Source organism: Candidatus Magnetaquicoccus inordinatus (genome assembly GCF_004217665.1).
In the GTDB taxonomy this organism is placed as follows: Bacteria; Pseudomonadota; Magnetococcia; order Magnetococcales; family Magnetaquicoccaceae; genus Magnetaquicoccus; species Magnetaquicoccus inordinatus.
This window is the reverse complement of sequence record NZ_RXIU01000542.1, coordinates 1-13,757: the sequence shown is the minus strand read 5'-3', so window position 1 is coordinate 13,757 and position 13,757 is coordinate 1. Positions and strand designations below refer to the sequence as shown.

The 13,757-nt window shown below is 52.6% G+C and carries 11 protein-coding genes; 5 read left to right on the top strand and 6 right to left on the bottom strand.

Features of this window, described 5'->3' with window-relative positions:
• Nucleotides 1-211 precede the first annotated feature (211 nt).
• On the bottom strand, nt 212-886 hold the full coding sequence (locus tag EJP87_RS17320; RefSeq protein WP_193771520.1) for a cytidylate kinase-like family protein: 675 nt from the start codon (nt 884-886) through the stop codon (nt 212-214).
• Between the two features lie 308 nt (nt 887-1,194).
• Nucleotides 1,195-2,193, bottom strand: a complete 999-nt coding sequence (locus tag EJP87_RS17315; protein WP_130473057.1) for an autotransporter outer membrane beta-barrel domain-containing protein — start codon at nt 2,191-2,193, stop codon at nt 1,195-1,197.
• A gap of 200 nt (nt 2,194-2,393) precedes the next feature.
• Between EJP87_RS17315 and EJP87_RS17310 the strand changes: the two genes are divergently transcribed.
• Both EJP87_RS17310 and EJP87_RS17305 read left to right on the top strand, forming a co-directional pair.
• Nucleotides 2,394-4,832, top strand: coding sequence for a caspase family protein (locus tag EJP87_RS17310; protein WP_193771519.1), 2,439 nt, complete (start codon nt 2,394-2,396; stop codon nt 4,830-4,832).
• An 18-nt stretch (nt 4,833-4,850) separates the two neighbouring features.
• The gene (locus EJP87_RS17305; RefSeq protein ID WP_130473055.1) at nt 4,851-5,720 is read left to right on the top strand and encodes a hypothetical protein; all 870 of its coding nucleotides are present in this window, start codon (nt 4,851-4,853) and stop codon (nt 5,718-5,720) included.
• Between the two features lie 80 nt (nt 5,721-5,800).
• Here EJP87_RS17305 and EJP87_RS17300 read toward each other — a convergent pair whose 3' ends face one another.
• Together EJP87_RS17300 and EJP87_RS17295 are read right to left on the bottom strand one after the other, a co-directional pair.
• Nucleotides 5,801-8,182, bottom strand: coding sequence for an ATP-binding protein (locus EJP87_RS17300; RefSeq protein WP_193771518.1), 2,382 nt, complete (start codon nt 8,180-8,182; stop codon nt 5,801-5,803).
• Complete coding sequence (locus EJP87_RS17295) at nt 8,175-9,338, bottom strand: ATP-binding protein (RefSeq protein ID WP_130473053.1); 1,164 nt, start codon at nt 9,336-9,338, stop codon at nt 8,175-8,177. The genes EJP87_RS17300 and EJP87_RS17295 overlap by 8 nt, the downstream gene beginning before the upstream one ends.
• A gap of 409 nt (nt 9,339-9,747) precedes the next feature.
• On the opposite strand from EJP87_RS17295, the gene EJP87_RS17290 reads away from it, so the two are divergent.
• The 3 genes from EJP87_RS17290 (at nt 9,748) to EJP87_RS17280 (ending at nt 11,186) form a co-directional block, all read left to right on the top strand.
• Complete coding sequence (locus EJP87_RS17290) at nt 9,748-10,041, top strand: hypothetical protein (RefSeq protein ID WP_130473052.1); 294 nt, start codon at nt 9,748-9,750, stop codon at nt 10,039-10,041.
• 370 nt (nt 10,042-10,411) lie between these two features.
• Entirely contained in the window at nt 10,412-10,714 is a 303-nt protein-coding gene (locus tag EJP87_RS17285) for a hypothetical protein (protein WP_130473051.1), read from the top strand.
• Between the two features lie 82 nt (nt 10,715-10,796).
• Nucleotides 10,797-11,186, top strand: a complete 390-nt coding sequence (locus EJP87_RS17280) for a bacteriohemerythrin (RefSeq protein WP_130473050.1) — start codon at nt 10,797-10,799, stop codon at nt 11,184-11,186.
• A 381-nt stretch (nt 11,187-11,567) separates the two neighbouring features.
• Here EJP87_RS17280 and typA read toward each other — a convergent pair whose 3' ends face one another.
• On the bottom strand, nt 11,568-13,385 hold the full coding sequence (typA, locus tag EJP87_RS17275) for a translational GTPase TypA (protein ID WP_130473049.1): 1,818 nt from the start codon (nt 13,383-13,385) through the stop codon (nt 11,568-11,570).
• Nucleotides 13,382-13,757: MazG nucleotide pyrophosphohydrolase domain-containing protein (locus EJP87_RS17270; RefSeq protein ID WP_265332143.1), on the bottom strand; the 376-nt coding region annotated here is incomplete at its 5' end. The genes typA and EJP87_RS17270, both read right to left, overlap by 4 nt.

Sequence of the window (13,757 nt, the reverse complement as noted above, 5' to 3'; positions counted from 1 at the left end):
ATCTCCTCCTGGTGGGTGCAGGGCAAAGCCCTGCTGAAAATGTGCGGCGTTTCACCAGAAGCGAATGCTTAAGCATTCGCGCACGCCGCAAAGATTTGTGCCCTGCATGGGCACCCTTTGGGAGGGCGGATGCCCGACATGCACAGTTTCGCTTGTGGCAACAGTGAGGAAATTGGCAAATGCGCTTGCCCTGGCCAGTTGCCGATGGCAATCAAGAAGGATCTCTAACGATCTCCGGCAGGTAAAAGTGCTTGGCACGCAAGGCTTGCAGAGAGTAGGCAAGCATCTGTTGCAAAGAGAGCCATTCCGCCTCCAACACCAGATCAAATTGGACGCTTTCTAATATTTTTTCTGTAAATAGGCTAGATAAAAATCGTTGTCGTTCTGTTTCCAGTTGCAAAAAAACCAGCATTGCTTCTGCTTCATCAATGGCATGACGGGAGGCCAAACGGCGGGCGCAATAGCGGGCGCTGGCTTTGACGTGCATGCGAAACAAACAATCCCCCGCCTGCACAAGGTGCGGGCAAATTCCAGCGATTATGCCACCCTGACCGGCAATCTCCCGAATGGCGAGTGATATGCGTGTCAAATGTTCCTCTGCTGAGAGGTCGGAATGATCATGCAAATGGCCCAGCCAATAATCAAAAAAATCTCCCTCCGCCATTTTCAGATCACGCCAGGCGCGCTGATGCTGTTCGCGATTGCTTGCCAGATCTTCCAACCGATGCGGATCATAAAAGGGTAACTGGAGGTGTTGTGCCAAGAGTTCGGCCAACTCTTCCATCCCGGAACCAAAAGGACCAGAAACCAAAATCAATGGTGTGTTGCGCTGCAGGTCGGCTTTTGATTGTTTTTGTTTGCGAGGTGGAAGAACATGCTTTTTCATGGTGGTGGTGGCTCCCGAAAGGAAGCGCTCCTTGATCATTGATTGGTGGTGTAAGGGTGCAGGGAAGGGGTGGTAACAATAGGACTTTGTCCTGAATGTTGTTTGAGATTATTTACCTGATTTACCTCTATTGCAAGATAAAATTTTCACTGTTTTCTTATATTGCTAAATATAAGTATGCGAGGATGAATATGCGGAGAAAAGAGCGTGTTTGCTGTGTTGGCCGGGTAATGGCGGAGAAAAAAAGCAGATAAAAAAAGCGGGGTTTGCACCCCGCTTTTCAGAGTCAAGCGCTGAACCAAACTGAGTTAAAAGTTCATGCGGATATTGGCGGTGATAGACTCTTGATCGATATTGCGGCGTCCCAGATTGCTGCCGACGCGCACATCACCGACCAAAGAGGCTGGCAGATTGATGCGCAGGCCAAGCCCTGGGGCGATACCGGTATCGCTGTAATTGGCATTGGCAGCTTTGTAGACCAAATCCTGCTCATAATCGAGATTGAAATAGGGTTGCAGGCTATCCGTGGCGGAATAGGAGACACCGATGCCGGTTTTTACTTGAGAGAAGTCAATGCTGTGGGCGGTTGAACCGGTATAGCCGTCTACCTTATCTTTGACATACATGAAGCCCAAATGGCCATCGATCTCCCATTTGCCCAGATTGGTGGTATAAGCGCTCAGGTTTGGGGCGATAAAATATCGCTTGCTGTCATGCTCACCGGCGGCGACCCCATTTTCGGTAGTGATCCAGGTATAACCGGCTACCAGATCGAGACTCATGTTGTTGTTGATCAGGTAGGCCATATAGGGAGCGATGGTCCAGGCTTCGGCATCACTGTGGATTTGGCTGGAGTTGGTGTCTTGAAAGGTAAAGGAGGCACCGAGGGCAAGATCTTTTTGGATTTTGCGGTCACCACCGATCACAAAGTTGTGCAGTTTTGTAGTGGTATTAAAGAGGGAGTCACCGACACGGGTATAGTCATAGTTGCCCCAGATACCATTTTGCGGGGCGGCACTGCCAGCGGCCAGACCAGTCATGACTGTATCGCCGAGCAGGGTGGTGTTGATGGTCCCGGCACTGCTGCCACGCAAGGAACGCACGGCGCCTTGACCGATCAGGGAGATGGTCTGCGTGGCGCCGGTACGAGTTTGTGTGGTTTCAGATAAATCCTTGCATGAACTGGAACTTTGATATTCTGCATATTGGCAATAATCATCATAAGTTGCCTCTGCATTATTGGGTAGAGCGGCAATCAGCAGTGTTCCGGCGACAAGTGACAAAGCACCTTTATGCAGACTGGACATGGAAAATTCCCCAAGAGCAAAAAGTATCGGTCGTGGACCGAAATGAGTGAATCGTGGCAATCAAGCAACAATCTGTTGCGATTGAGCAACACCAGTTTATACGGAATGCGCGGAGATCTGTCAAGCAAAATCATGTTGACTCGGATTACATTAACCTATACAACAACCTCGATATGAATAATCTTCGGTGGGAGGGCAAGATGGGCAAAGGTTCAACGCTTTTGTGGCAATCGGCATTGCTGGCCGGTGGTGTGTTGTCTGTTTTGGTGGCTGAGGCGTGGGCCTTGCCAGCGCATGTGCGGGCCGCAGGAGTGAGCAGCACACTGACAGCAATTCATATGAATACACGGCAGATTTTTCGACCGTCGTTTACGATACGTTCACGCCATGCCGCAGCGATGCGTGATGGGCGGTTTAGCAGTGATGGGCAGTGGTTTGTGACTGCCGGTGAGAATGGTGGGGCGCAGTTGTGGAGCGTGGCCACTGGACAACGTGAGCTGGATGTGCGGGGACATGCGGGGGCGGTGACGGCCGTTGCGGTGATGAGTGGGGCGGCGGCTCCGCCTGCTGAGAGCAAAGCGGCCAAGGGAGCAAAAGGCAAGGTCAGTAAACGGGCTGTGACAGGCAAGCGGCAAGGAATCATGGTCAGTGGGGGTGCGGATGGGGCGGTGCTGGTGTGGAATCTGGCCACCGGGGAGGAGCAGCAGCGTCTGTCTGGACACAGCGGTGCAGTGACTGGGGTGGCGCTGAGTGCCGATGGTCGGCGGGTTATCAGCAGCGGTGAAGATGGTACGGTCAAGATCTGGCAGGTGGCCAATGGCGCGTTGGAGTTGAGCATTGCCAGCGGACAGGGGGCGGTACGCTCCTTGGCTGTACACCCGAAGGGGGATCAACTGGCCAGTGGGGGTGAGGATGGCTCACTGCGCATTTGGTCGGTGGCGGGTGGCAATCCGTTGCACAATTGGCAGGAGGGTTCAGAGTCGGTTTTATCCTTGGCCTGGAGTGGGGATGGACAGCAACTGGCAAGCGGTCACAAAGATGGCTCGTTACGCATTTGGAGCGTCAGTGGTGGCAGTCGGGTGTTGCGCGACCATGATGGTCCGGTACAGGGAGTCGCCTTTAGTCCCAGTGGGGACCAGGTGGCATCGGTGGGGCAAGACAAGATAGTGCGGCTCTGGTCGTTGCAGAGCGAGCAGGTACGGTTGCGCATGGAGGGGCATCAGCAGGAGATCCATGCGGTGGCTTTTGCGCCAGAGGGGCAGCATCTGTTGACGGCGAGTGCCGATCAGACTGCGCGTTTATGGTGGTTGGATGGTCGCAATGAGTTGGCGCGTTTGGTCAGCTTGCGTTCGGGGTGGGCGGTGGTGTCTCCCGATGGCCGTTTTGATGGCACCTTGGATGGTGATTTGGAGGATCGTTTGGATGCCATTCAATGGAGTGGCGAGGGGCACAGCTTTGCCTTGGATGGCTTTTTGGAAAAATATTATCGTCCGGCTTTGTTAGGGCATCTGCTTTCGCCCCGGGATTCGGTGCAGGCAGAGGCGGCCAGTGACAGCGGCGCACCAAACGTCAGCGAGGGCTTTTTCTTGCCGCCCAAGGTGACGATTGCGGAACCTGCCGTGTCGGCAAAGAGTGTGGCTTTGCAGGTGGAGGCGTTGGATCAGGGGGGTGGTATTGCCGAGACCCGCGTTTATCATAATGACAAAATTATTGAACCGGGCAAAGGACGCAAGGAAGAGGCGGAGGGGGATGGTGGCAAGGTAGAGAAGATCACCTATAATGTAGAGCTGGTCGATGGGGAAAACCGTTTTCGAGTGGTCAGCTTAAGCAATGATCGTATTGAGAGTGAACCCTCATCGGTGGTGGTGAAGCATGGGGCAGGGGTTGCCGAGACGCCACGGCTGCACTTGCTGGTGGTTGGGGTCAACCGTTATGCCAATCCGGCTTTGAATCTTAATTTTGCCGTGCCGGATGCCAAAGGAATGCTCTCCTTTATGATGCGTTCCAATGTTGATATTTTTAAACAGGTGGTTACCTATGAGATGTATGACGGCAAGGCGACCCGTTCGGCAATTAGCACCAATATCGGTGATTTATATAAGGTGCCGGCCCAGGATGTGGTGATGCTCTATTTTGCCGGACATGGCAAGGCGATGGGTGATCAATGGTTTTTTGTGCCGCACGAGTTGCAGGGGTTGGATGGATCGGCAGTGCAGGAGCAGGGGATTTCGGCACACCATTTCAAGGAGCATGTGGCGCGGATTGGGGCGCAGAAGGTGATCTTGCTTTTTGATGCCTGTGAATCTGGGGCGGCGATGCAGGCGTTTGCCGAGTTTGGCAGCAAGCGTTCGATGGCGTTATTGTCGCGTTCCACCGGTATTCATATTGCGACTGCTACCATGGGTACGCAGTCGGCCAGTGAGTTGACCGATTTGGGGCATGGTGTGTTTACCTATGCTTTGTTGGAAGGGATGAAGGGCAAGGCGGATCGCAAGCCACGCGATGGTCAGGTATCGGTCAGTGAGTTGTTGGAGTTTGTGCAGCAATATGTTCCTTTCTTGAGCCAAAAATATGAGACCTCGGCGATGACGCCGGTGGTCAATTCACGTGGGAACAATTTTTCGGTTGCCAAGCAATAGTTTGAGAAAGAGGAGAGGATGATGCTCTGGCGTGTTTTGAGTCTGTTGTTGGTGGGTTTGCTGCCGCTGTTTGCCTGGGCGAATGAGCGGGTTGGGGTGGCATTGGATGTCCGTGGTGCGGTGGTTTTGATCAGTGAATTGAATGGTTTTTCCGATGAATCACCGTTGCAGCGCACCAATGCGCTGGCGGTAGGCAATCGCTTGCAGTTGGCTGAGGGTGCAGAGGTGGTATTGATGCATCTGGGCAGTTTCAAGCGTTATGTGTTGCGTGGACCCAATGAGGTGACGGTGAAGGAGGGGGGCTTTGTCGCCAAACGGGGCAAGGCAGAGGTGCAGGAGGCGGCAGGTGGAGGGACGCTGATGGCAGCTTTGGGCAAGGGGCGCAAGGCGGTCAACATGCCGGAGGTGGCGATTGGTGTGCGTGAAGTGAGCAAAAAATTGGGTGATATTTTGTTGGTTACCCCTGTTGACAAGGAGCGTCTTTTGGGTGGAGAGCAGTTGTTGAGTTGGCATGCACTTTCCGGGGTAGAGAAATATCGTCTGTTGGTGAAGGAGATGGGTGGGGCTTTGCTGTTGGAGCAGGAGGTGGTAGGCGAGAGCTTTACGCTGGCGGAGGGGTTGCTCAAGGCGGGTGGTCGGTATACTTGGCAGGTTTTGGATGAGAGTGGTTCGGCGCAGTCGGAGCCGTGGCGTTTTGAGGTAGTGAGTGAGGGGGAGCGTGCGGAGTTGCAGGGGATGGAGCCTGCAAGTGGTGCCGCGATGAGTGAGCAGGTTTTGTATGCCATGGTTTTGGAGAAGATGGGGGTAGTCAGTGCTGCAAAGCGGCAGTGGCAGCGTCTGCATGAGTTGGATCCGGCGGATCCCCTGTTTGCCCGCAAGGCCAAGTAAGAGAGAACAATCAGGGAGGCTCTGGGAGGAGATTGTCTCCTCCCAGCAGGGGTTTGGAGACGGAGTTTTCAAGGTTTTGCTCAGGGATATTCACTCTTTGGCTGTGATTCAGCATCCTTTGGGGCATTCAGTTGTTGCAGAATTTCCAGGGCAGGGGTACGAATTTCCGGGGCAAGGCTGTTGAGCTGTTTGGGGTTGTTGTTGACATACGCTCGTATGGCTTCCCAGAGGGGCAGCCACTGCTCACGCATGCCGATTTGCTCGATGAGTTGTAGCACCTCTTTGCCGTGGCCTTGTTGTGCTGTCAGTTTGATAAAAGCGAAGGTATTTATCAACAACAATGGGGGTCCAATGTCTTTGGCCGAGAAGACTGGAAGCCAGTAATGGGCTGCTTCGTGCCAGCGTTTTTCTTGCATGAGATAGAGGCCAAACATATATTTGGCAGGTAAATGGTCCGGCATAAGATTGATTGCTTCAGTAAAATAGCCTTCGGCTTTTTTGTTTGCATTGTTCCAGAGATATCGAGCCATCATCAGACGTAGCACTGGTGAAGAATCAAGAGCCAGAACTTCCTTAGCTTTTTTGCTATACATTGCTATCTGTTCGGGGGTGTGCTTTTCCAAGGTTAATGAAAGACCGAACAGCAGGAGCCAGCAACCAGAATTAGGTTGTCTGGCGTTTTCGGATGCAATAGCAATAGCAATATCAGAAAGCTGCAGTGGAACATCCAGAACACCCTCACGCAGCAACCTGTAAATTTGTTCAACATGGTTTTGATTTGAATAGACTACCAACGAATAATCCCATTCAGCAAGAAGAGCGCTGAAGGTTTTTACTTGGTCTTCTGCTGGTAATTTATTCCAAAAGATAGCGAATCCATGCTTTACTGAAGCTGGTGTAAAACTCCCACCAATTAAATTCCACAACTCTTCTGCAGTTGGTGCCTCTTTCCAGGCAGGAGGAGGAGCTGCCAAGATACTCTCCTTGGCCTCACGCAACAGTCTGTGCCGTTCGGCTATACTGCTCAAATGTTGATCCTCACCGGTCAAATCCAGCAGAGGAGCATATTCGTGCATCAGGGAGGTTTGGGAAAAAATTTTCTGCACTGCAGAGCGTTCCAGAACCCTGGTCAGCAGAGAAAACTCACTGCCCAAGGCTCGCGCATAGGCCAATCCCTCTTCAATCCACGCGCCATTTGCGTGTGTTCCTGCTCGCAAATGGCGATTGGCCTTTTCGGCTAATTCCTGACTGCTGTAGAAAAGGCGTAAAAACTCCACCAGCCAGCTTAACCGCTGCCGCAAGCGACGACTGGCGCGCATCAGATACCAGATATTAAAAAATCGTTCGGCAACCTGAAAACCGGTACGCTTACTGTCCGGCAACTCCACCTTTTCCACCACCCCATCAATGACCAGTCGGTGCAGTTGTGCAGAGACGCTGTTGACCTCCAGGCGGGCTGTCTCCGCCAGTTTTTGTGCTGTCATTGGATGCCAATGCAAGGCCAGGGCATCCAATACCTGTTGTGCCTGTGGTGCCATCTCCTCGAAGCGGGCTTTGTAGAGAGGGGTTACCTGATCGAGCAGGCGGGCCAGATCGCCACGAATCTCCTCTCCCCAACCGCTTAACAAGACCCCATAGAGCAAGACAATGGTGCGCGGATTGCCATCGGTCAACACATACAAGGCGCGCAGACGACCCGGATCCTCGTTGATCAGCCGATTTCCCGGTTTGTCTCTGCCCTCCTGACGGGCATCCAGAGCGCGCATCACCTGTTTGACCTCTTCCAAGGTGAGACCGCGCAGCTCATCTATTTTGAAAAAATCATAAAAGGCGCCATTATATTGATAACTGCTTTCGATCATCCGGCTGCTGGCACCCAGCAGCAACAACTCTCTGCTATGTCCCAACACCTCACGCAACGACCACTCCTCGCTGCGGATGCGTTCCAAAATCAGATCGATATTATCTACCAAAAGCAGCAAACGCCGTTCAAGCTGTTGGGCAAACTGCAACAGGGCCGCCAAGCCTTGTTTTGCCCGTTCTGCTGGAGCAAGCGCTTGCAGGCGTTCGACCTGTTGATCCAGATTGTGCAGCAGAGGCAATTGATTGCGTCGTTCCAGAGCATCTCCCAAGGCATCCAGGCAGTTGAGCCAAAAATCGCCCAGACAGGCCACACTGTATTGCTCTTCCGGGAAGAGCAAGGGCAACCAAATATTTTGCAGAGCAGGGTGCTCTTCGATCTCCAAGGCCAGCCGATGCAGCAAGGTGGTTTTGCCCATGCCGCGGCTGCCGAGCAGCAAGCGATGTTGTCCTTGGCCACTATTGCCCATGGCTGAGATGTCGGCAAGGATACGCTGCAGCAACGATTGCCGGGCCACAAACAGGCTGCGGCACTCCTCACGATCGAGCAGGCTGGGGTTGTAAATGGCCATGCCGCCTAAGGGATGTTGTATCTCAGCCATTTGAATTTCTCCGCACAATGTTTCGCAACCAAAATTCGCGCAACAACGGGGAGCGAAAACGCCATCGCTCTGCATCTGCAACCAGATAACCATCCCGATGCAACAGATCCAGCAACTGCTGCACGCTGCTCCAGCGACTTTCCGGGTCGGCAAGCCCAGTACCCAGGCTCTGGGTCAGGCTTTGTTCTGTCACTCCCTGTGGATCCTCTGCACAGTGAGCCAGGATGCGCAGCGCCCGATCTTTGGCTCCAGCGCCAGGGATCTCCAGCCGATCATGCCAATGGCTGAAATATCCTTTATTTGCTGGTGCCAACAAAGATTGAAAGGCTTGCTCAACCCGTTGTGCAGTGACCGGACTCCTCTCCTGGCGCAGTTGATCGAAGAGCAGTTGCAGGTAGTAGGGTATCAGCCAGCCACAGCGCAGCAACAGAGCCTGCATTCCTTCTTCGGTGATAGGGATTTGATAGTTGCTGCTGAGTGCGTTTAATAGCCGCCGTGCGGTCTCTTCTGAATAGGGCCCTAAGGCAAAACGGTACAGATCATTGATGCTTGGGGTGAGTTGATAGAGTTCGCTCACGCTATCCAGACTGATGGAGCCACAAAAAATCCAACGTGTATGTGTGTATGTGATGCGCAAAGAGCGCAAGGAGTGCAGCAACCATTCTGCCTCTGCTTTTTTCTGACTGCCAAGCAGACGTAGGATCAATAAAGGGAGCTCATCGATCATGATCAACCAGGGGTTTTGCTGGTCGGCCAACAGCTCTTGCAGTTTTTCCCATCTTTGTTGCCAGGGCATGTCTGCAGATGGCTCCCATTTGATCCAGGGGATTTCTTTGATGGAACAGAGTTTATTCTGTACGGAGTGGCCGAATTTAAGTATGTACTGACCATCGAGGAGCTCTTTGACCCTGTGGTACAGCTTGTCCAACAGGTCAGCGACGGAGTGGATGCTTTCGGCGCTGAGATAGAGAGTGCGGTACTCTTTTGCCTGCGACTGTGTTCCCAGAGCATGCAGCAGGGAGGTTTTGCCAACGCGGCGGGGAGCGAGCAGCAGCAGGCTGTGTTGGCGCAGATAGTCATTGATGCGTTGCAGTTCTTGTTCGCGACCGAAAAAATTATCATCTTGCACAGGTGGTCCGACGATGTTGTGTGGCATGCTGCATCTCCTTGAGGTGAGGAGTAAACTGTAGAGAGGTAGCAATACAAATTTATTTTACTACAAATCCGTATTACAACAAATCTGTATTATGCGTCAACCAAAATTGCCTGTGCACGGTGATTTTTTTTTAGCGCACGCGAGAAAAAATGCGCCGACAACAAAAAAAGTGTCAAGTTGCTTGCAAATTATCCGATAAAGTGAACAGGGTTTGTTTATGCAATGAATGTCAGATGAAGCATTTGTCGAATAAAATTCTAGAAAATTTATGAAATTATTGCCCTTTCAGTACCGCTGCAGGCCAGGGGGCGCTTTTTGGGGCAAAACAGGAAACAGGGATGAATCCGCCGGGCTACGGATGCACAATCCGTCTCTCATTCCATGACATAATGAAAGTAGGGTAGGGGCCATGTTGAAAACGCTGATTGTCTGGTTTGTGGTGATGTTCTTGCGCAAATTTGGTCGCAATGTGGATCGCAAGGAGATTGCACGCTTAAAAAAGGTCTACAGCCAGCACGGCGGTGCACGTATTGAACGGCGAATCGACAGTATGCCGCAGAGCAAAACTGCCAAAGGCATGCTCCCTGGCGCCCAACCGGTTTTGGCAGGGGTCGGCGCGCAACGGGTCTCCCTCTATAACAAAAATGGCAACCTGATCCGCTTGAATATGGGTGTGGAACCAAAACAGTTCAGCACCATTTGAGCCGACAGCGACTCTGCACGGCACTATCTGCCCTGCATTGCAAGGAGAAGAGTAACTATTCAGGTTCATGCTGGCCTGCCAGCTCTTCTAACCCCATGGGGATGCTGTGCGAATTGGCGCAAAAATGCGCGCCAATCCGCACAACTTGCTTCCATTAAGCGCTTAAGCCGACGCAAAAAGCGCGTCAGCTTAGTGTGAAAAGCGCGCCAAAGGCAAAACATTAAAAAGATTAAAAGATTAAAAGATTAAAAGATTAAAAGATTAAAAGATTAAAAGCAAAATCCCAGGGATTCCATCCCTGGACCCAGCCAGGGAGGTGCCCTCCCTGGACCCGCAGTTGTTTTGAGTGGTGAATAGTTACGGAGAAAAAATGAAAAAAATCATACTGTTGTTGGGTGTAGTCCTCGGTTCTGCTGCCCTGCTGTGGACTGTGTGGGTTATAGACCCGCACGGTAAACAAGAAAATTATCTGCTCAGCGAACAGACCATCGCTTGGCAGCGGCCTGTTACCGGTGAGGGAGTGGGCTTGAAAATGAGTGCCCGCTTGCACCTGCCACAAAACACCTGGCAGTTGGCCCAGGCCAAATTAAGCGAATGGGGAGTTCCTTCCGCCTGGTTGTCCAGCAATGGCTCCCTCGCCTTGACGGGAATAGTGTTGGCGATTATTTTATGACCTGGGATGGAGTGTCACTCCAATCCTCTTATCAGTCAGTGTCAGTAGCGGTCAGGGATGTCTAGCTCAAGGGGATCAATAAATGGATGCTTTTGTTTTTACAGATGATTTGCTGGTGCATGTCGATGTGATCGATAATGATCATAAAGAGTTGTACGAAATAACAAATATTCTTCTATCCTCGTCGGCGCAGAGTGGCAGTATGGATGCCATCGTCAGCAAGCTCTGGCAATATACGCGCGACCATTTTCGGCGCGAAGAGGAGTTGATGGCAAGCAAAAATTATAACAAATTAAATGAACATAAAACCGAGCATGAATATCTGGTCTTCAAGTTGGAACAGTTGACCGGACATCTGATGGAAGAGGGAAGTGCAGGAATTACTGCCGAAATGTCCACTTTTCTGACTACTTGGTTGAAAGAGCATATCGAAAGCTATGATCGGCAGTTTGCACTCTCCTTGTCCGCGTGAGCTTGACACTCCTGAGTATTCTTTCTGAAATTGTAACTATTCAGGTTGGTGCTGGCTCGCCAGCTCTACCCCCATGGGGATGCTGTGCCCATTGGCGCAAAAATGCGCGCCAATCCGCACAGCTTGCTTCCATTAGGCGCTTAAGCCGACGCAAAAGGCGCGTCGGCTTCGTGTGTAAAGCGCGCCAAAGGCAAAGGATTACAAGCAAAATCCCAGGGATTCCATCCCTGGACCCGGCCAGGGAGGTGCCCTCCCTGGACCCGCAATGGTTCTGGGTGGTGAATAGTTACCTGAAATTTTCCGTCTATCGCTCTGTTATTGCCTTCAGTAGCATGGCAGGAGAGGGAGTACAAGCAATCTCCTGCCATGTCGCCAAGACTCCTACTCCTGCTCTTTGCTGTAGCGTTTGCGCTCGTGCTCTTTGAGCAGCCTTTTGCGTAAACGAATCGAATGGGGGGTCACCTCCACCAGCTCATCGTTATTGATAAACTCCAACGCCTGCTCCAACGACAAACGAATCGGTGGGGTCAAGATGATTGCTTCATCGGCTCCAGAGGCGCGAATGTTGGTCAGTTGCTTGCCTTTGAGCGGATTGACCACCAGATCGTTGTTGCGATTGTGCATGCCGATGATCAGCCCTTCGTAGATCGGCGCGCCTGGACCGATAAAATGGCGGCCACGCTCCTGCAGATTCCACAAGGCGTAGGCGGTGGCTTTACCCTCCTCACGGGCAATCAATACCCCATTTTTGCGCTGTCCCAAACCGGAGGGACAGATCGGTCCATAGTGGTCAAACACATGATACATCAAACCGGTGCCGGAGGTGATGGTACGAAACTCGGTTTGAAAACCGATCAAACCCCGTGCCGGAATCACATAATCCAAACGCACCCGTCCGCTGCCATCGGAAGCCATATCCTGCAGCGCTGCCCGACGCTGTCCCAGGGCCTCCATCACCCCTCCCTGGTAACTCTCCTCAACATCGATCACCAAAGTCTCATACGGCTCCTCCTGCAGCCCATCGCGTTCGCGTACAATCACCTCAGGCCGTGATACCCCCATCTCAAAACCTTCACGGCGCATGGTTTCAATCAATACCCCCAGATGCAGCTCACCACGGCCAGAGACGCGAAAACGGTCGGGATGTTCGGTCTCCTCCACCCGCAGCGCCACATTATGTTCCAGTTCGCGGAACAGACGTTCACGCAACTGGCGACTGGTGACAAACTTGCCCTCCTTGCCGGCAAAGGGGGAGTCATTGACCTGAAACATCATGCTGATGGTCGGTTCATCCACCGCCAGCGAGGGTAATGCCTCCACCCCTTCCGGGTGACACAAGGTGTCGGAGATACCCAGCTTTTCCACGCCGGTAAAGGCGATGATCTCCCCGGCAAAGGCTTCCGCTACCTCTACCCGCTCCAGACCAAGAAAACCAAAAATTTGCAGAATACGTGCCGGTCGTTGCCGATCATCGGCAGCAATCACCGTGACCGGCGAGTTGCTGCGGATTGAACCCCGCTTGATGCGTCCGATGCCGATCAGGCCGACATAGCTGTTATAATCCAAGGCCGATACCTGCATCTGGAATGGTCCCTCTGGATCAACCAAGGGCGGATTGACCTCGCGCACGATGGTTTCAAACAATGGGGTCATATCGGTTCCCGGCTGTTCGGCATCCAGAGAGGCAAATCCGGCCAAGGCCGAAGCATAGATGACTGGAAAATCCAACTGCTCATCACTGGCCCCCAGTTTGTCAAACAGCTCGAAGGTTTGATCCAGCACCCATAAGGGGCGGGCACTGGGGCGATCAACCTTGTTGATCACCACAATGGGGCGAAAACCCATATCAAAGGCTTTGCGGGTGACAAAACGGGTTTGTGGCATGGGGCCATCCACCGCATCCACCAGCAGCAGCACCGAGTCAACCATCGACAAGACCCGTTCCACCTCGCCGCCAAAGTCGGCATGGCCTGGGGTATCGACAATATTGATGCGATATTTTCCCCATTGAATGGCAGTGTTTTTGGCCAGAATGGTAATCCCCCGTTCCCGCTCTTGATCATTGCTGTCCATGATCCGTTCGCGCACCTCGCCGCGTTGCGATAAGGTACCCGACTGCTGCAGGAGTTTGTCCACCAAAGTGGTTTTGCCATGATCGACATGGGCGATGATGGCAATATTGCGTAGATGTTGAATCAATCCCGTCTTCCTTCTTCATGCTGCTTGTGATGCGATGGAGGCTGTTTGGCCTCCTGCCACAACCTCTCCAACTGTTCCAGGCTGGCCGAAGAGACCGCCTGACCCTCCTGATGTAACCGGTGTTCAATATACCGGAAACGATCCTGAAATTTGCGTGTTGAACCACGAAGAGCCATCTCCGGGTTGATCTGCATATGACGGGCAACATTGACCAGGGTGAAGATCAGATCACCCAACTCCTCGGCGATGGCCTCGCTGTGCCCCTCCTGGCAGGCATCCTCCAACTCCTGCAGCTCTTCATGTACTTTGCGCAGTACACCGTGTACATCGGGCCAATCAAAACCGATCTGCCCCATTTTGCGTTGCACCTTG